The sequence below is a fragment of the Brevibacterium sp. 1718 genome, assembly GCF_051131255.1.
In the GTDB taxonomy this organism is placed as follows: domain Bacteria; phylum Actinomycetota; class Actinomycetes; order Actinomycetales; family Brevibacteriaceae; genus Brevibacterium; species Brevibacterium sediminis.
This window is the reverse complement of sequence record NZ_CP186550.1, coordinates 2,398,627-2,416,388: the sequence shown is the minus strand read 5'-3', so window position 1 is coordinate 2,416,388 and position 17,762 is coordinate 2,398,627. Positions and strand designations below refer to the sequence as shown.

16 protein-coding genes are annotated in these 17,762 nt (G+C 62.6%); 8 read left to right on the top strand and 8 right to left on the bottom strand.

Going from position 1 to position 17,762, the window contains the following annotated elements; translation table 11 throughout:
• Positions 1–9: 9 nt before the first annotated feature.
• Positions 10–465 carry a DUF3093 domain-containing protein gene (locus ACOZ9V_RS10875; protein ID WP_139469790.1) on the bottom strand — a complete coding sequence of 152 codons (456 nt, stop codon included), beginning with the start codon at positions 463–465 and terminating at the stop codon, positions 10–12.
• 64 nt (positions 466–529) lie between these two features.
• Between ACOZ9V_RS10875 and dut the strand changes: the two genes are divergently transcribed.
• From dut to ACOZ9V_RS10860, 3 genes are read left to right on the top strand one after another with little or no spacing between them, the layout of a single operon-like run.
• A complete protein-coding gene (dut, locus tag ACOZ9V_RS10870) occupies positions 530–1,003 on the top strand; it encodes a dUTP diphosphatase (protein WP_229664113.1) in 474 nt (157 codons plus the stop codon).
• 6 nt (positions 1,004–1,009) lie between these two features.
• Complete coding sequence (locus tag ACOZ9V_RS10865; RefSeq protein WP_434589894.1) at positions 1,010–1,858, top strand: DUF3710 domain-containing protein; 849 nt, start codon at positions 1,010–1,012, stop codon at positions 1,856–1,858.
• Positions 1,859–1,864: 6 nt separating this feature from the next.
• Complete coding sequence (locus ACOZ9V_RS10860; RefSeq protein ID WP_139469793.1) at positions 1,865–2,242, top strand: OB-fold nucleic acid binding domain-containing protein; 378 nt, start codon at positions 1,865–1,867, stop codon at positions 2,240–2,242.
• Positions 2,243–2,307: 65 nt separating this feature from the next.
• Here the strand turns inward: ACOZ9V_RS10860 and ACOZ9V_RS10855 are convergent, their stop codons facing one another.
• Both ACOZ9V_RS10855 and ACOZ9V_RS10850 read right to left on the bottom strand, forming a co-directional pair.
• Complete coding sequence (locus ACOZ9V_RS10855; protein ID WP_181271703.1) at positions 2,308–2,994, bottom strand: potassium channel family protein; 687 nt, start codon at positions 2,992–2,994, stop codon at positions 2,308–2,310.
• The gene (locus ACOZ9V_RS10850) at positions 2,991–3,665 is read right to left on the bottom strand and encodes a potassium channel family protein (protein ID WP_181271702.1); all 675 of its coding nucleotides are present in this window, start codon (positions 3,663–3,665) and stop codon (positions 2,991–2,993) included. The genes ACOZ9V_RS10855 and ACOZ9V_RS10850 overlap by 4 nt, the downstream gene beginning before the upstream one ends.
• Positions 3,666–3,801: 136 nt before the next feature.
• On the opposite strand from ACOZ9V_RS10850, the gene ACOZ9V_RS10845 reads away from it, so the two are divergent.
• Together ACOZ9V_RS10845 and ACOZ9V_RS10840 are read left to right on the top strand one after the other, a co-directional pair.
• Entirely contained in the window at positions 3,802–5,712 is a 1,911-nt protein-coding gene (locus tag ACOZ9V_RS10845; RefSeq protein WP_181271761.1) for an APC family permease, read from the top strand.
• Positions 5,713–5,719: 7 nt separating this feature from the next.
• Positions 5,720–7,105: a class I SAM-dependent RNA methyltransferase gene (locus ACOZ9V_RS10840; protein ID WP_434589887.1), complete on the top strand. Its 1,386-nt coding sequence runs from the start codon at positions 5,720–5,722 to the stop codon at positions 7,103–7,105.
• A 13-nt stretch (positions 7,106–7,118) separates the two neighbouring features.
• Here ACOZ9V_RS10840 and ACOZ9V_RS10835 read toward each other — a convergent pair whose 3' ends face one another.
• Entirely contained in the window at positions 7,119–7,313 is a 195-nt protein-coding gene (locus ACOZ9V_RS10835; protein ID WP_101546980.1) for a hypothetical protein, read from the bottom strand.
• A gap of 310 nt (positions 7,314–7,623) precedes the next feature.
• Between ACOZ9V_RS10835 and acnA the strand changes: the two genes are divergently transcribed.
• Positions 7,624–10,308, top strand: a complete 2,685-nt coding sequence (gene acnA / locus ACOZ9V_RS10830; protein WP_434589884.1) for an aconitate hydratase AcnA — start codon at positions 7,624–7,626, stop codon at positions 10,306–10,308.
• A gap of 667 nt (positions 10,309–10,975) precedes the next feature.
• Here acnA and ACOZ9V_RS10825 read toward each other — a convergent pair.
• From ACOZ9V_RS10825 to ACOZ9V_RS10810, 4 genes are read right to left on the bottom strand one after another with little or no spacing between them, the layout of a single operon-like run.
• Positions 10,976–12,121, bottom strand: coding sequence for an NAD(P)/FAD-dependent oxidoreductase (locus ACOZ9V_RS10825; RefSeq protein ID WP_181271699.1), 1,146 nt, complete (start codon positions 12,119–12,121; stop codon positions 10,976–10,978).
• A complete protein-coding gene (locus ACOZ9V_RS10820) occupies positions 12,118–13,551 on the bottom strand; it encodes a sodium:solute symporter family protein (protein ID WP_181271698.1) in 1,434 nt (477 codons plus the stop codon). Before ACOZ9V_RS10820 ends, ACOZ9V_RS10825 begins: the two co-directional genes overlap by 4 nt.
• Positions 13,548–14,699 (bottom strand): N-methyl-L-tryptophan oxidase, encoded by a 1,152-nt coding sequence (gene solA, locus ACOZ9V_RS10815; protein WP_434589880.1) that lies wholly within the window; start codon positions 14,697–14,699, stop codon positions 13,548–13,550. Before solA ends, ACOZ9V_RS10820 begins: the two co-directional genes overlap by 4 nt.
• Positions 14,686–15,396 carry a GntR family transcriptional regulator gene (locus tag ACOZ9V_RS10810; protein ID WP_434589877.1) on the bottom strand — a complete coding sequence of 237 codons (711 nt, stop codon included), beginning with the start codon at positions 15,394–15,396 and terminating at the stop codon, positions 14,686–14,688. Before ACOZ9V_RS10810 ends, solA begins: the two co-directional genes overlap by 14 nt.
• A 257-nt stretch (positions 15,397–15,653) precedes the next feature.
• Between ACOZ9V_RS10810 and ACOZ9V_RS10805 the strand changes: the two genes are divergently transcribed.
• Together ACOZ9V_RS10805 and ACOZ9V_RS10800 are read left to right on the top strand one after the other, a co-directional pair.
• Positions 15,654–16,223 carry a cupin domain-containing protein gene (locus tag ACOZ9V_RS10805; RefSeq protein ID WP_434589874.1) on the top strand — a complete coding sequence of 190 codons (570 nt, stop codon included), beginning with the start codon at positions 15,654–15,656 and terminating at the stop codon, positions 16,221–16,223.
• Positions 16,224–16,338: 115 nt separating this feature from the next.
• Positions 16,339–17,739: a peptide MFS transporter gene (locus ACOZ9V_RS10800; RefSeq protein WP_434589871.1), complete on the top strand. Its 1,401-nt coding sequence runs from the start codon at positions 16,339–16,341 to the stop codon at positions 17,737–17,739.
• The last annotated feature ends 23 nt before the right edge of the window (positions 17,740–17,762 follow it).

Genomic DNA, 17,762 nt, shown 5'->3' with positions numbered 1-17,762 from the left:
AGGTAGTAATCAGGGGGTGAGGGCGGCGGCTAGTTTGTGGGGGTGACGGCTCGAGACGAGCCAGTACGGGGTCGGATCCGTCTCATCGTCGAGATCGATGCGGACGACGGATTTCACCCACGGGCGGATCTTGAGGAAGGCGCGGGCGTCGAGATCGACACCGCGGGCCTGCCGGGCCTCCTCGCCGTCGAAGGCGACCGCACCCGGAACGAACGTGCGGTCGATATGAGCTTCGCCGACGAACAGCTGTCGTTCGGTGACGATGATCGTCAGCGTCAGCGAATTCAGCCACCAGGCGAAGAGGACGAAGCTGACGACGGGAAGGATGATGGTGCCGAGCTGCCAGACGGGCATGACCATGAGTGCCGTGGACAGAGCGGCCACCACGACGAGGATCCACATGCCGACCGAGGGGCGGACCTTCTCCTGATAGACCACGTGGGTTCCGGATTGAGTTGTTGCCATGCGGCCATTGTCCCATAGCGAGAAGTTTGGCCACGCTCAGGCTGGAGCGTTAGAGTGCATCTTTGTGACGGAAACCGTGAAGATCAACCTCCAGCTCCTCGACGCGGGCATGAGCGCGCCCGGCTACGCGCATGCGAGCGACGCCGGTGCAGACCTGCATTCGGCGATCGACTTCGTGCTCGAACCGTTCGAGCGCCGTGTCGTTCCGACCGGAATCGCGATCGCCCTGCCAGAGGGCTATGCGGCCTTCGTGCATCCGCGTTCGGGCCTGTCGAGCAAGCACGGAGTCACGGTCGTCAATGCGCCGGGCACCATCGACGCCGGCTACCGCGGCGAGATCAAGGTGCCGCTGATCAACCTCGACGCGAAGACCCCGCTGCGCGTCGTGCGTGGCGACCGCATCGCCCAACTCGTGATCCAGAGGATCGCTCACGCCGACTTCGACATCGTCGAATCCCTCGAAGACAGCGCCCGCGGCGCCGGGGGATTCGGATCCACCGGCGGAATCGTCGCCGGCCTCAGCGAAAAGGAGAAGTGAGGACTTATGGGACTGTTCTCCCGGTTCAAGAAATCCACACCGACCGATGACGACGTCCGCGCCGACGACGAACTCACCGACGACGATGAGCTCGACGCTCAGGACACCGACACCGAGGCGGCCGATCGTGCAGACGACGACGCCGATGACGACGAGGCAGAGTCCGCCGCAGAGGCGGCCGAGTCCGATGACGATATCGTCGAGGAAGAAGCGCGGCTGGAGAAGTCCGCACCCTTCGACCGGTCCGAGAATGGCCCCTTCGACATCTCCGAGGAGTACCCGGAGCATGACCGCCTCGACCTCGGCGCGCTCAAGGTGCCCGTCGTCGACGGCATGCAGGTGCGCCTGGACACGGACGACGATTCTCAGCGCGTGCTGGCCGTCACCCTCATCCACGAGGGTGGAGGCATCCAGCTGCAGGCGTTCGCAACCCCACGCTCCGAGGGCCTGTGGAACACGGTGCGCGGTCAGCTCGCCGAATCCGTGACCAAACAGGGTGGGGAATCGACCGAGCTGCACACCTCTCTCGGCAAGGAGCTGGCCATCGAGGTTCAGGCGAAGACGGAATCCGGTCGCCCCGGCAAACGCGCCATGCGCTTCGCCGGCATCGACGGACCACGCTGGTTCGTCCGCGCCGTGTTCTCCGGCAAGGCCGTGACCGATGACGAGGTGCGTGCCGAACTCTCCGCACTCTTCCGCGGAGTCGTCGTCGATCGCGGTGAGGAGGCGATGGCTCCCCGCGAGCTCATCGCACTGACCGCACCGCAGGTCGACCAGGACGAGGCGGAGGAGAAGAAGGACGAGGACGAACTCAACCCCTTCGAACGCGGCCCCGAGATCACAGAGGTCCGCTGAGCGCTGATGCGGAACCTCATCCCTCGCCTCGTGCGCGACTTCGGATCCCGTGAGGCCGAGGCCCGGGCTGATCTGCGACTGGTCAGCCAGATCCCCGGGGTCATTCCGGTCGAAGAGCTGGAGGCGCGAAAGACCTCACGCATCGCCGGAGTCGTTTCAGCGACCACTCAGTCGTGCAGCGCCGACAGCCCCAGGCTCGACATCACCGTCGCCGATGGCACCGGCGAAGCCCGCGCCCAGTTCCTCGGACGCCGGGAGATCAGCGGCATCCGTCCCGGGTCCCTCATCGTCTTAGAAGGACGGTTCTGCGGCAAGGACGGAGTGCTCACCGCACACAATCCCGTCTACGAACTCCTGCAGACCCGCGACGACTCCGACGACTGACCGTCCCGAGGGGCCGGGCGGCCGTCGGCCGCAGAACTGACGATCTCGGCCGCAGACGACCGGGCTCAGCCCTCTACGCTCTCGTCGGCCTTCGCAGTCTCCTGCAGCAGCGCTAGCAGCGCCGGCTCCTGATCGGGGGAGGAGAGGAAGAACAGTTCGTCTCCGGCCTCGATGACATCATCGGCGCTCGGAGCGAACGCCCGCGAATTGCGGATGATCGCCACCAGCACCGTATCGAGCGGGAAGGTGATCCCACCGACGCGCTCGGCCACGAGTTCGGCGTTCTCGTGCACTGTGAACTCGAGCAGGCCCGCCTGCCCGCGTTCGAAGCTCATGAGGTGGACCAGGCCGCCGACTTCCACGGCCTCCTCGACGAGCGCGGTCATCAGGCGCGGAGTGGAGACGGCGACATCGACGCCCCAGTTGTCGTCGAAGAGCCATTCGTTCTTCGGATTGTTCACCCGCGAGACCGTCCTGGGCACCCCGAACTCGGTCTTCGCCAACAGGGAGAGCACCAGATTGGTCTTGTCATCTCCCGTCGCGGCCACGACGACATCGGCCTCCTCCAGCCCCGCCTCGGCGAGACCGGCGAGCTCGCACGCATCGGAGAGCAGCCATTCGGCACCCGGAATGCGCTCATGGCCCAGCGCCTCCTTGCTCTGGTCGATGAGCAGGACCGAATGGTCCTTGTCCAGCAGCTCCCTGGCCACCGAACGTCCGACGGAGCCGGCTCCGGCGATGATGACCCTCATTCTTCTTCCTCCACGGTTCGCACGGGCTGATCGAGGATCCGTTCGATCTCGCCGAGGCGGTCGACCGGAGCCATGAGATGGACGAGGTCGCCGTCCTGGAGTAGCAGATCATCGTGGGCGACGATGCCCTCGGACAGGCGGGTGACATAGGAGACCCGAGCCTTGGTCCGTGTTTCGATCTCCTTGATCGGACGGGCCACCCAGCCAGGATCCAGATGCACCTCCGCCAGGACGAGGTTGCCGGAGGGCTCACGGTATTCGGTGATCGACCCCTGCGGGACGAGCTTGCGCATCACCTGCTCGGCCGTCCACCGCACGGTGGGCACGGTGGGGATGCCGAGACGTTCGAAGACCTGCGCACGGTCAGGATCGTAGATGCGGGCGGCGACATTGCTCACCCCGAAGGTCTCACGAGCGACACGCGCGGCGAGGATATTCGAATTGTCACCACTGGAGACGGCGGCGAAGGCGAAGGCCTCGGCGGTCTTCGCCTGGGACAGAGTCTCGCGGTCGAAACCGACGCCGGTGATCGTCGAACCGCTGAAATCCCGACCGAGCTTGAGGAATGCGTCGGGGTCTCGGTCGACGACTGCGACGGAGTGCCCATTCGCATCAAGGGCTTTGGCCAGGGAGGCCCCGACTCGACCGCAGCCCATAATCACGAAGTGCATGGGTAATCCTTCCCGCAGTGATCTACCATTGGTTGCCGTGGCCAGCAGTTTTTCTGATGCCGTCAAAAGACTACTCGTTGGACGGCCCTTCCGCAGTGAGGACAGGCGTGCGCCTGCGCTGAAGAAGCGCATCGCGATGCCCGTTTTCGCCTCCGACATGCTCTCCTCGGTGGCCTATGCCCCCGATGAGATCCTGCTGGCACTGTCGCTGACGTCACTTGTGGCCCTGACCGTTGCCCCCTGGATCGGTGTGGCCGTCGGCATCGTCATCCTCGTGATCGTCGCCTGCTACCGCATCAACGTCAAGGCGTACCCCTCCGGCGGCGGTGACTACGAGGTGGCCTCGAAGAACCTCGGCTCCGGTGCCGGGCTCGTCGTCGCCGCGGCCCTCCTCGTCGACTATGTGCTCACCCTGGCCGTGTCGATGACGGTCTTCGCCGCCTACATCACCACGGCGTTCCCGATGCTCGCGCCCTACCGTGTGCCCGTGGCCATCGTCGGCATCCTGCTCATCTGCTTCGCCGGTCTGCGCGGTTCCCGGGCCACTCCGATGCTGCTGGCCGTGCCGACCTACCTGTTCCTCGGTGCCGTGTTCCTCACGATGTCGGTCGGTCTCATCCGCGTCGGGCTCGGTGACACCCCGCACGCCCAGACCGCCGACTACACGGTCGTGCACAGCAACATCGGCGATCAGGCGACGCTCGGCCTGGCCACCGTCCTTATCGTCCTGCGCGCGTTCTCGTCCGGTGCCGTCGCACTGGCCGGCGTGCAGACCGTGGCCACGGCGGTTCCGGCGTTCAAGAAGCCGCGCGGCAAGAACGCCGGAAACACCCTGCTGCTGTCGGGTCTGCTCGCCGCCCTCATGCTCACAGGGCTGACCTATCTGGCGTCGGTCACTGGAATCAAATACGTCGACGACCCGCATCTCTATCTCGTCCGCGGCGACGGCAGCCCGGTCAGCGCCGAATACGAACAGGAGCCCGTCCTCGCGCAGCTGGCGCACGCGATCTTCGACAATGCGCCTGCGATGTTCTTCATCGTCGTCCTCATCACCGCGCTCGTGCTCATCGCCGCTGCGAACACTGCGGTCGAGGGGTTCCCCGGACTGGCCTCTCGGCTGGCCCGCGATGAATTCCTGCCAAGGCAGCTGGCGACAAAGGGCGATCGACTCACCTTCTCCAACGGCATCCTGCTGCTGGCCGCAGCGGCGATCGTCCTCGTCGTCGCCACGTCCGCCTCGGCGACGGTGCTCATCCAGCTCTACCTCGTCGGGGTCTTCGCCAGCTTCGTCCTCGGCCAAGCGGGAATGGTCCTGCACTGGCGCAAACGGCTGCGCCTGGTCATCGATTCGAAGACCCGGATGCGGATGTACTTCAACCAGGTCGTCAACGCCGTCGGCTGCGTGCTCGCCGCCGGCGTCCTCATCGTCGTCATCGTCTCGAAGTTCCTCGCCGGCGCCTGGCTGGCGGTCGCCGCCATGGCCGGACTCTACCTCGTCATGGGCGCCATCCACCGACACTATTCGCGGGTGGCCCGCGAGCTCGCCCCCGACGCGGACGTGAACTCACGGACGATCCCGTCGAACACCCACGCCATCGTCGTCGTCAGCGAAATCGACAAACCGACGATGCGGGCCCTCTCCTACGCCCGAGTGACCCGGTCGAGTCAGCTCGAAGCTGTCACCGTGGCCGTGGACGAAGAGGCCGCGGCCGGTCTGCAGAAACGATGGAACGAGATGGAGCTGCCGGTGCCGCTGACCGTGCTCGGCTCGCCGTACCGCGAACTCGTCCGTCCGATGCTCGCCCATATCCTCGCCATCCGCCGTAGGTCGCCCAGGGACCTCGTCATCGTCTACATCCCGCAGTTCGTCGTCGGTCGCTGGTGGGAGCACATCCTGCACAACCAGGTGGCTCTCAAACTGCGCACCCGACTGCTGCTGGTGCCCAACGTCGTCGTGGTCTCCGTGCCCTGGCGACTGAAATCCTTCTCTCGACAGTACGGCGGAGACGGACCCGATTCCGACACCTCGCTGTACAGACAGGCCTAGAACACGCATGAGCGACACTTCGGTTCCCGCCCAGGACCTCACCCTCGACATCGAGGCACCGGCGGCCGGCGGCACCTCCATCGCCCGACACGACGGTCAGGTCGTCTTCGTCTCCGGGGCCCTGCCCGGTGAGAAGGTCCGAGTCCGCACCCAGGCAGGACCGCCCGCCCGGTTTCTTCGCGCCGCCGTCACCGAGGTGATCGAGGCCTCGGCTCACCGCGTCCCCGATCGTCGCCTCGACTATGTCCCCGGTGGTTCGACCGACGGTTCCGGTGCGGGGTTCGCTGCGGGCCCCGGTGCTGGGGCCGTGCCGGATTCGGCCGGGTTCGGCGGAATGGAATTCGCCCACGTCGACCTCGCCCATTCCCGCACGCTCAAGGCCGAGGTGCTGAATGACCAACTTCAGCGCATCGGACATATCGACCGCGCCGCCGAGGTGCTGCCCGCGCCGGGCGAGACCGACGGCACGGACTGGCGCACCCGTGTGCAGCTGGCCGTCGACGATGAGGGCCGTGCCGGAATGCTCGCCCCCAGATCACATGCGGTCATCCCTGTGACCACGCCCCCTCTGGCCGCCGGGCCCTTGCACGACCTCGACATGACGACACTGCATGTGCCGGGAGTCCGCCGACTCGAATTCGCGTGGGCCGGCGACCATGGCGCGCTCATCGTCCGTGGTCGGCCCACTGCGCAGGTCCTCGATGAGATCGAGTCCTGGCTGCCGACGTCGTTCTCCCTCCTCGCCGAGGCGACCGGACCGGAGCAGAGTCGTGGTCGTGGTCGCGGGGGTCGTCCCCGTGGTCGCGGTCGTTCCCATGCGCCCGCTCCCGCCCTGCGCGTGATCCGTGGAGACCGCACCCTGACCGAAACGGTCGACGGTCGTGACTTCACCGTCGGCGCCGACGGCTTCTGGCAGGTGCACCGGGATGCGGCCGCACTGCTCAGCTCGGAGGTCGTCAGAGTCCTTCCTGCCGACGTCGGGGCGATCACCGACCTCTACTGCGGGGTCGGACTCCTCGGCATCACTGCCGCCCGGGCCACCGGAGCGCCCCTGTTCGGGGTCGAAGGGGTGGAGACAGCCATTGCTCATGCTCGAGACAATGCCGCCGATCTCGAGTCCCGATTCCTCGCTCTCAGCGTGGATCGGGCCCGACTGCCCGATTCGGAGGTCATCATCCTCGACCCGCCACGGGCGGGCGCCGGGAGGAAAGCCACCTCGGCGATCATCGAATCAGCGGCACGCACCCTGGTCTACGTTTCCTGTGACCCGGCCACGTTGGCCAGGGACCTCACGGCTCTCACAGGCGGGGGATTCGCGATCGAGAGCCTCACCGGCTTCGACCTCTTCCCGCTGACCTCGCACCTGGAGACGGTCACCGTGCTCCGGCGGTGACCGACCGGTGACCTCAGGCGGTGACCGAGCGGCGGGGGAGGAGGACGAGCGCGATGAGGGCGATGAACGTCGTGAGGAAGCCCCACAGCCCCCACCAGCCGCCCGACCGGCCCTTCTCCTTCGCGAATGAGCTGCAGACGACGGCGAAGATGATGCCGACGAGCAGTGCGCCGAAGCCGAATCCGGCGCCTAGTGTGAACGGGTCCATGGAATCTCCTCGGGGGTGGCAGGCGAGTGCGCTGCTGCTTTGAGTGTGCTGTCCAGGCTAGGCCGCGCGACCCGGCCGCGGCCCTGGTGATGACCGCACGAGGGCCTGCGGAAAACCCGATCGCAGGGTTTCGCACCTCCGTGTGCCATGGTGGTCAAAGCCCCTCAAATGCGATAGAATTTATCTTGACGTCAAGATACTTTTGGAAACATATGTGTCGCGTAAATCGGTGCGTGATGCAAGGATCCGACCGCCGAGTCGGACGGACCCGGTTTCTTGGATGAGTGTCGGATGAAACAGGAGAATCACGATGAGCAACGTCGATACGTTCAAATCGAAGAGCACCCTGACCGTAGGCGATAAGGATTATGAGATCTATCGCCTGGACCAGGTCAAAGGGTCGGAGAAGCTTCCCTTCAGCCTCAAGGTGCTGTTGGAGAACCTGCTGCGCACGGAAGACGGCGCAAACATCACTTCGGAACATATTGAAGCCCTCGGCAGCTGGGACCCCAATGCCGAACCCGATACGGAGATCCAGTTCACCCCCGCCCGCGTGGTGATGCAAGACTTCACCGGTGTGCCCTGCATCGTCGACCTCGCCACCATGCGCGAGAAGGTCGTCGAGCTCGGCGGCAGCCCGGATCAGGTCAACCCGCTGGCTCCGGCCGAGCTGGTCATCGACCACTCGGTGCAGATCGACCGCTTCGGCACCGCTGACGCCGTCGAGCTCAACATGGACATCGAATACCAGCGCAACGGTGAGCGCTACCAGTTCCTGCGCTGGGGCCAGACCGCATTCGAAGACTTCAAGGTCGTGCCTCCGGGCATGGGCATCGTTCACCAGGTCAACATCGAGCACCTGGCTCGCGTGGTCATGCCGCGCGAGGTCGACGGAGTCCTCCGGGCCTACCCGGACACCCTGGTCGGCACCGACTCGCACACCACGATGGTCAACGGCCTCGGTGTGCTCGGTTGGGGCGTCGGCGGCATCGAGGCAGAGGCCGCCATGCTCGGCCAGCCCGTGTCGATGCTCATCCCGCGCGTCGTCGGGTTCAAGCTCACCGGTGAGATCCCCTCGGGTGTCACCGCAACCGACGTTGTGCTCACGATCACCGATATGCTCCGCCAGCACGGAGCCGTCGGCAAGTTCGTCGAGTTCTACGGCAAGGGCGTCGCCGAGGTGCCGCTGGCCAACCGCGCCACCATCGGCAACATGAGCCCCGAGTTCGGTTCGACCGCCGCGATCTTCCCGATCGACGAAGTCACCATCGACTACCTCAAGCTCACCGGCCGTTCGGAAGAGCAGATCCAGCTCGTCGAGGACTACGCCAAGACGCAGGGACTCTGGCACGATCCGGAGAACGAAGTCGAGTACTCCGAGTACCTCGAACTCGACCTGTCCACCGTGGTGCCCTCGATCTCCGGACCGAAGCGCCCGCAGGACCGCATCGAGCTCTCCGATGCCAAGAGCCAGTTCGCCAAGGACATCCACAACTACGCCGCTCCCGGCGAGGAGTCGAAGTCCGTGGACGTCAGCACCGCCGACGGACGCAACTTCGAGCTGGCCAACGGTGCCGTGGCGATCGCTTCGATCACGTCCTGCACCAACACCTCGAACCCCTCGGTGATGATGGCCGCCGGCCTGCTGGCACGCAATGCCCGCAAGCGCGGACTCAACTCGAAGCCGTGGGTCAAGACCTCGATCGCACCGGGTTCGAAGGTCGTCACCGAGTACTACAACAAGGCCGGCCTCATCGAGGACCTCGAAGCGCTGAACTTCTACATCGTCGGCTACGGCTGCACCACCTGCATCGGCAACTCCGGTCCGCTGGACTCGGAGATCTCGAACAGCATCCAGGACAACGACCTCTCGGTCACCGCAGTCCTGTCGGGCAACCGCAACTTCGAGGGCCGCATCAGCCCGGACGTGAAGATGAACTACCTCGCTTCGCCTCCGCTGGTCATCGCCTACGCACTGGCCGGCACCATGGACTTCGACTTCGAGAACCAGCCCCTGGGCAAGGACTCGGACGGCGTCGACGTCTACCTGGCCGACCTGTGGCCCTCGCCTGAAGAGGTTGAGTCGGTCATCGCCGATTCGATCTCGACCGATATGTTCGACAACGAATACGGTCGCATCTTCGACGGTGACGAGCGCTGGCAGCAGCTCGACACCCCCGAGGGCAAGGTCTTCGAGTGGGACGACGAGTCGACCTACGTGCGCAAGCCCACCTTCTTCGACGGCATGGGTCTCAAGCCCGAAGCCGTCAAGGACATCAAGGGCGCCCGCGTGCTCGCGAAGCTCGGCGACTCGGTGACCACCGACCACATCTCGCCCGCAGGTTCCTTCAAGGCCGACACTCCGGCCGGCAAGTACCTCGTCGAGCACGGCGTCGAGCGCAAGGACTTCAACTCCTACGGCTCGCGTCGCGGCAACCACGAAGTCATGATCCGCGGAACCTTCGCGAACATCCGTCTGCAGAACCAGCTCCTCGACGGAGTCCAGGGTGGCTTCACCCGCGACTTCTCGCAGGAGGGCGGACCGCAGACCACGATCTACGACGCCTCCGTGAACTACCAGGCTGCCGGCACCCCGCTGGTCGTCCTCGGTGGCAAGGAGTACGGCTCGGGATCCTCGCGTGACTGGGCTGCCAAGGGCACGAAGCTGCTCGGCGTCGAAGCCGTCATCACCGAAAGCTTCGAGCGCATCCACCGCTCGAACCTCATCGGCATGGGCGTTCTGCCGCTGCAGTTCCCCGCCGGCGAATCCGCTGATTCGCTCGGACTCGACGGCACCGAGACCTTCTCCATCGAAGGCGTCACGGAGCTCAACGAGGGCAACACCCCGGCGACCGTCAAGGTCACCGCCGAAAAGGAAGACGGCACAAAGGTCGAATTCGACGCCGTCGTCCGCATCGACACCCCGGGTGAAGCCGACTACTACCGCAACGGCGGCATCCTGCAGTACGTTCTGCGTCAGCTCGCAGAAGCCTGATCGCAGGAGACGGGGCCTGAGCGGCGACTTCGCCGCACCAGGCTGCGCTGTGAGTCTCCGACTCGCGGCAGTCGGTTCGCGCTGAGGCGCTGAGCCGGAGCTGATCGAAGGCCGGTGGGATTGTTCCCACCGGCCTTCGTCGTGCCCGGACGCGTGCGACGGTGCCGTTGATCGAGCATCCCTCACCGTTCGCGTCACGTCCTCCACGCAGTTCGGCTTCCGTCACCTTTCGTGGCAAAACACACTGCTGCCAAGGAATCCGTCACCGTTCGTGGCAAATCGCCTCGTTGCAGCGGTGCGCTGTGCGGCGAAAGGTGAAGAACGGTCGCTGCCGGTCAGTAACTTGAGAGGGCGTGAGCATTCCAGCAGCAGACGACGGTCGGAGTCGATCGCCAAATGGGTCAATACTCACGATTTCGACTAGTACGCGCAAGTATTCGACGCCCAATATGCTGAGTGTGTGGCCAACAGGTTTGAGGTGTCTTTACTCTCCAGACAATGCACTGATATGAGACCGGGCGTGGTCGAACCGCGTCCAGGCCAGCTCAGCGCCTTCTCCTACGAGCTAAAATTGCATCTGATTCTACTGCTTTGAGATACGGCTGATGTTTGAATTTAGCGGTGCCTGGGGAGAAGAACTTGTTCGGCCACTCCACACCAGCGGCTATTACTGTCGGCCAATAAAGTTCGTCGGCGACTCCTGGGTGATTCCCTTTGTGAAGCGTGACGGACGAAACGTACTAAGGAGGTGCGAACTGTCGCCTCGAACTTCATCAGCGACGAGCCGTCCCAGCAGAGGAGCCATTGTCATTCCGCTGTGGGTGACTAACGAATAAGCCCGGTGGTGTTCGTCGAGGTATCCGACGATGCTCAGCCCATCTTCGGGGAAGCTTCTTCCGCTGAAGATGACGCGACTCACCGGAATACGCTTTCCGAAGAGTGCCTGAAGCTCGGCTTCCATGACGACCCGGACCTCGTCGAGCAGCTCCGGGCTCTCTCCTTCCTCGGTACGAGCTTCCACTGAAGGGATCTGGACAAACATGCTGCCGTCATGGCGGGGCCTCACGTTGATCTTGTCCGAAATGATGATCCGGCTGAGACTCACGTCTGTGGGAACAGTGACACCCAGCAGACTGTGCGTCCGTGGTCCGGGCTGAGACAGATCGGCCACTGGTAGTAGGAGACCCGATCGAAATGCGATGGCTCCGGAGTCTGCTCCGGCGGCGATGATCACTTGGTCGAAGTTCCGAGTGTCTCCGTCGGCGAATTCCGCTGAGGCCCCGTCTGCGTTGGTGTCCACGCGGACAACTTCTGCAACTTCCGGCGTTACGTCGGCCTCTTCGAGGAAGCTCTCGACGAGGCTGCCGAACGCTTCGTTGTCCAGGTGGGCTTCGAGAGGAAAGAACAATCCTGAGTCCGTCGGCCAGCTGACAGCGGGTTCAAGCTCGCGTAGGCGGTCGGAGTCAATTCGTTCGACCGGGTAGTCGAACTCAGCCGATTCAGTGAATCGCTCGTCATATCCGGTTGCTTTGTCGGGTGTGCTGTCGAACATGATGCACCCGTGCTGGTGGAACCACGTTCCGTGACTGGCGAAACGACGCTGGAACTCCTCATGAGCTGCGATTCCGGCGCGGTTGAGCCGGTGGTATTCGGCGGGGAGTTTGTGGTTGGCGTTGATCCAGGCGAATGAGCGACTGCTCGCTTGTGCGTACGGTCCAGTCTTGTCGACGATCGTAACGTCGTGCCCGTCTTCGACGAGGTTGAATGCGGTGGTGAGTCCGAGGACTCCTGCACCGACGACGAGTATCTTCATGAAAGGGCTCCTTCTTCAGAGAGGGCACGGGCTTGCGGTTTCTTCACGGCAAGCATGATTAGGTAGGCGACGAAGCTCGCAATGATGCCGAAGACTGCGTAGGGAATGGTGGTTCCTGCGATGTGGGCAACCGCGCATACGACAAGACCAGCAGCCATTGAGACGTATCCGATTGATACGTCGAGGATCCATTTGTTGGTCAGGACCATGCCGAGAAGGAACGGTACCGCCAGCATCGAAGCCGAGTATGCGTACGTTGCGACGAGCCAGTTGAGCGCGGTCGGAAAGACGATGGCAAGGACTGCAGCGATTGCGGAGACTGCGACTGTGCACCAGCGAGACATCGCAACAAGGTCGGAAGATGTGTCCTTGTTCTTGACGAATGCAGGTCTGAGGTCATTGACCAAGTTGACCACGACAGAGTGCAGTGCCGACCCGGTGGTCGAGACAATCGTGGCCATGAGGAACGCACCGTAGATCGCGATGAGCCAGACTGGCAGTTGGGCGAGGAACCATCCTGCTGCCTGTTCGCGTCCGTCGACGCCGAACTGGTCGGTCATGCTGCGCACCGAAACTCCGACGATGAGTGCATAGATTCCGGAGATGCCGATCAGAATGCTGCTGAGATAGAGGCCCTGTCGGGCTTGTTTGACGTTGCTGGCAGCGAAGATTCGCTGGTAGTAGAGCTGGTTGGTCAGAGTTCCCGGGAGGATTGAGAATAGCCACAGCAGGATGGTCAGTCCACCTGCGGCCGTGAGTCCGGTGGGCATCGTGGTCAGCTCGGCCGGAAGGTTCTTCACGATCGTCGACGGTCCGCCTGCGTTGACGATCGCATAGACACCGACGACGACTGACGCGATGACCATGAAAACGCCGAAGAAGAAGTCCGACCACGCGACTGACGTCAGCCCGCCTGGGAGGACGAAAGCGATGGAGACCACAGCCATGATGATGATCAGCGGAGTGATCCCGATGCCCGTCACCGCGTTGAAGAGGTTGGCGAAGGCGATGAACTGCGTAGCCAACCAGCCGAACGGGACGACAATGACGGCCAGCGCGACCATGGAGAGCATGAGTCGGTGCTCGCCGTAGAGCTTCGTGAAGACCTCGGGAATGGTGGAGAAGGTTCGGCGGCGCAGCCATCCTGCGAAGATAGCAATGATGAGGAGGCCGACGATGACGAAGATTTCGTACCAGAAAACCGATAGGCCCCAGGCGTAGGCGATGCCGACGTGGGCGACGAGTACGCCTCCGCCGACTGCGGTGGCGTATTGGGTGAAGGCGATGACGTAGAGCGGGAGGTTGCGGCCGCCGACGACCCAGGAGTCGTTGGATTTGGCTCTTTTTCCGACATAGAACGAGATGAGGGCTCCGATGCCGATGACGATGGCAGCAGTGACTGAGATGAGGACTGTGGTGCCGATGTTCATGACGAGCTCCGATCAAAGCGCTGAGAGTCCATGATGGCGATCGCATCTGATGAGGAACCGGTTTCAACGAAGTCGCTGACGATGGAGCCCATCATCGGTGAGAATTTGAAGCCTTGACCGGACATGCCCACAGCCAACACGATGCGTGAGTCGGCACTTGACGGGCCGACGATCGGAGCACCGTCGACAGTGAATCCTTCAGTCCACGTGGACACGCGGTAGGGAATGGGGTCGACCCCGGGCATGAGGCAGGCAACAGCGTGCTCGGTCGATTGCACGACTTCGTTTTCGATGAAACGAGGGAGGTCATCGACCGAGTCGAGAGTCTTCCATGCCAGGTGGTGCGGCAGAATCTTGATTCCGAGTCCGTCGAGGGCAGGGAAGCAGGAGAATCCGCCCTCTGGATGTCGACGGATGGAGATCGGCATGTGTTCTGGCGTGTGCAATGCGACGTCTTTGGCTGGGAACCACATGGCGACCAAGCGCAATGCCTCGACGGTGCTGGAATCGAACTCGGTCAATTCGTTCACCCAAGGGCCGGTGGAGACGACGATCTTGTCGAACGCGTAAGCTCCATCGGCGGTGTCGACCATGACTGAGTGGCTCAGTGATCGGATGTTGAGCACTCGAGTATAGGCCTTGAAATTGGCCCCGAGTCGCTCGGCTTCCTTGCGTGCGGCGAGGACGGCAGCTTCTGGCCTAAACACTCCGGCAACCGGATCGAAGACGCCTACTTCATCGCTGTCGAGCCCGAACTGTGGGTACCTTTTCGCCATCTCCGTTTGCGAGAGCACTTCATGGTCAAGGTCCGCGGCCTGAGCACAGTCGATGACGGCCGCGACGTCTTCAATGTCGGGATGGCCGATCATGAGTCCTCCGCACATGGTGAGCACGGAGGTGTTCTGGTTCGTCTGCAGCTCTTGCCACTTGTCGAAGGACTTCCTCAGGATGGGCACGTATTCCGGGCCCTCCTTGTAGATGGTTCGAAAAATGCGGGATTCGCCAGCCGATGCGCCCCGGTCGTTGGGGGAGTTCCACTGGTCGAACACGGTGACGTCGAATCCGCGTGTGGTGAGTTGCCATGCGGTCATTGTTCCGATGATGCCTGCACCGATGACGGCGATCTTCTCGGATTTAGCTGTTATCAATTTGGCTGACCTCCAGAGTCATATTTCGGGGGTGGATGTAGAACTCGGCGACCTCGACGATGGAGTCATCGACCAAGTGAGTGGTGCGCTGTTGGCAGACGACTGGTTCCGAGGAAGAAATTTCGAGATGGTTGGCATCGAACGTTCCCAGGAGAGCTGCCCTGAGGACGGTGTTTGCTCGTCTGATCCCAAGGCCAAGAGAGTTGTAGTACGCGATTGTCGTCAGGTGCTCCAGGTTCTGCGATAGGACTTCTGGCGCACGGCTGAGATTTATGCAGCACCGTTCGAGAGCCAGTGGTTGACCATCAGAGCTGTATTTCATCCTCGTCAGCGAAGCTGTCGGCTGCCCTGCTGGGAACACGTTTTTACTGAGCGGAAAAGACTCGGCTGAGGAGACTTCGACGCTGACTACTTTGTGGTCACCGTCGACCTCGGGGCTGGTCAGCGAAGGATCCATCATCCGGAGCAGGTTGGTGCGCAGGCCAGTTGAGGCGACGATCGTTCCGGATCCGCGTTTGCGAGAGACGAGGCCTGCTTCCACCAGGGCGTTCATTGCCTTCTGCACGGGGTTGCGACTGACGCCGAAACGCTCCATGAGTTCCTTCTCCGTGGGGAGTTTCTGCCCCACGTCGAAGAGCCCTCTGTGGATGTCTGCTTCGATGCTCTCGCGGATCTCTAGGTGCTTCGCCGTCGCCATACTGTGATGCTAGACACACGGATAAGAGATTGCAATGGTGGAAACGTAATTACTTTAAACTGACCGAGCGATGGCAGCTCGGGATGGTCCTCTGCGGAACGAACTTGTACGTGCCTGGGGTCGAGCTGAGCGAGATCTTTTGTGCCTGTCTTAGGATCGAGCGATCGAGTTCGCCTTGGCCTGCAACTTCCATCGGCGAGACGGAGGCCGACTCAACCTGATTGACTTCAGAGTAAAAATAATTGTACTTTTGGTAAATGAGATCTGAGCCACAGAGTGAGAATCTTCTCGGAGAGCGCTTAAGGAAACGTCGTTTGGCGCTACAGCTGACCCTCAAGGACGTCGCAGAGGAAGCTGGCATCACGACGGGATATCTATCTCAGCTTGAGCGCGGCATTGCGATGGGAAGCGTGGCGACCCTCCAGAGCGTCTGCGGGGTCATTCGGCTCAACGTCGGTGATCTGTTCAATGAACCGAATGCTGAAGGCAGCCCGGTCCTTCGGTTCGCAGATGCCGCGCGGAAGAGATTCGGGAACGAGGCGTCGAAGGTCAAGATCTCTCCGTCTCACTTCGATCATCTTGAAGTGCTCGTGGGGCATTTCGAGCCCGGTGGGGACACCGGAGTCGAGCCCTACACTCACGGGGCGTCCGAGGAGATCCTTCTCGTCATCGAGGGCGAGGTCGAGGTCACCGTCGACGGCACGACGAACCGATTGTCCGAATTGGATTCGCTTCACTACAAGAGCGATCAGCCCCACAGGGTGACCGAAGCCACCGGCACTTCGGCCGCCCGTGTGGTGTGGATGATGGCTCCTCCGACGTACTAAGACCAGTTGATTGCACCAATGACGCTGCTCCCATGAAAGAAGGAAGACGTTGACATCGATCCGCAATGACGTGAAACCAATGGCGCACCAGGCCCGTGCTCGAAGCGTAGGAGGCATGGCCTTCACCGAGCTCTGGGAGAGGTTCTCCTTTTACGGCCTCCAGAGCATCTTGGCCTTCTACCTTCTTTACGAGCTCGACAAGGGAGGGCTGGCTCTGGGGTCTGCTGCGTCGGCAGGGATTGTCGGCGCGTATGGGGGAGCGGTCTACATCGCCCAGCTCGTCGGCGCGTGGTTGGGTGAGCGTGTCCTCAGCCCGAAGCGGCTCGTGCTCATCGGTGGAATCGTCATCGCCCTCGGCCATATCGCGCTGGCGTTCGTCCCGGGAATGCCCGGGCTCTCAGTCGGTCTCGTCCTCATTATTCTCGGAACGGGAGCGCTGAAGACCAACATCACGTCGATCGTCGGCTTCGTGCTCGAGAACGAGACGGACGCCAGGAGAGATGCTGGATTCTCGTACTTTTACATGGCGATCAACACCGGTGCAGTCCTCGGCCCTCTCGCGACAGGGTTTGTACAGGAGAGCTGGGGCTTTCACCCCGGATTTGCTCTCGCCGCTATTGGAATGATCGTCGCTCTCGTGCAATACGTATTCTCATCGCGAAACCTCCCCGAACGGGCTGGGCAGATCACTCGCCCCCTGTCTCGAGCGGGTGCACGCAACGCCATCGTCGCGACCGTTGTGGCCATCGTTGCCATCATCATCGCCGCGTGGACCGGCGTGCTGGCAGCGGAGAGCCTGTCCACCGTTGCCACGGTGGTCGCTCTTGTCGCGGCGGCGATCTATTTCGGGGTGATGCTCGCGTCGAAGAAAGTCTCCAGGTCGGAGAAGCAGCGAGTTGGTGCATACATACCTTTGTTCCTCGCCGCTGGCTTGTACTTCGGCTTCCTGTTCCAGAAGTTCACCGCCGTTTCGATCCTCATCCAGGACCGGGTGGATCGCGATCTCGGCGGGTGGTCCTTCCCGGTCGGGTGGGTCGCGATGGTCAGCCCGCTAGCGGGTGTGTTGGCCGCGCCGCTCATCGCGTCCCTGTGGAAGAAGCTGGGTGCGCGGCAACCACGGGCCGGGGCAAAGTTCTCGATCGGAATGATCCAGATCGGTGTGGGCTTCTTCTTCATCCTTCTTATCTCCGCGTTGGTGTACCAGGAAGCAATTCCGGTGCTTCTGGTACTGCTCTTCATGGTGATCGTCGGCAGTTCTGAGAACTTCGTCGGGCCCATTGGACTTGCACTTGCGACACAAATCGCGCCCAAAGCTTTTACCGCTCAGATGGTCGCAGTGAACTTCTTGACGCTGGCACTCGGCTCGTCACTATCCGGCCTGCTTGGACAACTCTTCGCAGCCATCCCGAATAATGCGTACTTCGCCGGTATCGGTACTGTCGCAGTTCTCGTGGGACTGATCCTGCTCCTCGTGCGCAAGCCGCTACAGCGAAATCTATACGCCGGACTGGACTGACTCTCGAACCTAAAGGAAGTGGA

Bases quoted from the DNA above. Each gene is read 5' to 3' on its own strand.
- ACOZ9V_RS10875 (WP_139469790.1), bottom strand. From the start codon at position 465: ATGGCAACAACTCAATCCGGAACCCACGTGGTCTATCAGGAGAAGGTC.
- ACOZ9V_RS10865 (WP_434589894.1), top strand. From the start codon at position 1,010: ATGGGACTGTTCTCCCGGTTCAAGAAATCCACACCGACCGATGACGAC.
- ACOZ9V_RS10860 (WP_139469793.1), top strand. From the start codon at position 1,865: ATGCGGAACCTCATCCCTCGCCTCGTGCGCGACTTCGGATCCCGTGAG.
- ACOZ9V_RS10855 (WP_181271703.1), bottom strand. From the start codon at position 2,994: ATGAGGGTCATCATCGCCGGAGCCGGCTCCGTCGGACGTTCGGTGGCC.
- ACOZ9V_RS10850 (WP_181271702.1), bottom strand. From the start codon at position 3,665: ATGCACTTCGTGATTATGGGCTGCGGTCGAGTCGGGGCCTCCCTGGCC.
- ACOZ9V_RS10845 (WP_181271761.1), top strand. From the start codon at position 3,802: ATGCCCGTTTTCGCCTCCGACATGCTCTCCTCGGTGGCCTATGCCCCC.
- ACOZ9V_RS10840 (WP_434589887.1), top strand. From the start codon at position 5,720: ATGAGCGACACTTCGGTTCCCGCCCAGGACCTCACCCTCGACATCGAG.
- ACOZ9V_RS10835 (WP_101546980.1), bottom strand. From the start codon at position 7,313: ATGGACCCGTTCACACTAGGCGCCGGATTCGGCTTCGGCGCACTGCTC.
- acnA (WP_434589884.1), top strand. From the start codon at position 7,624: ATGAGCAACGTCGATACGTTCAAATCGAAGAGCACCCTGACCGTAGGC.
- ACOZ9V_RS10825 (WP_181271699.1), bottom strand. From the start codon at position 12,121: ATGAAGATACTCGTCGTCGGTGCAGGAGTCCTCGGACTCACCACCGCA.
- ACOZ9V_RS10820 (WP_181271698.1), bottom strand. From the start codon at position 13,551: ATGAACATCGGCACCACAGTCCTCATCTCAGTCACTGCTGCCATCGTC.
- ACOZ9V_RS10810 (WP_434589877.1), bottom strand. From the start codon at position 15,396: ATGGCGACGGCGAAGCACCTAGAGATCCGCGAGAGCATCGAAGCAGAC.
- ACOZ9V_RS10805 (WP_434589874.1), top strand. From the start codon at position 15,654: ATGAGATCTGAGCCACAGAGTGAGAATCTTCTCGGAGAGCGCTTAAGG.
- ACOZ9V_RS10800 (WP_434589871.1), top strand. From the start codon at position 16,339: ATGGCCTTCACCGAGCTCTGGGAGAGGTTCTCCTTTTACGGCCTCCAG.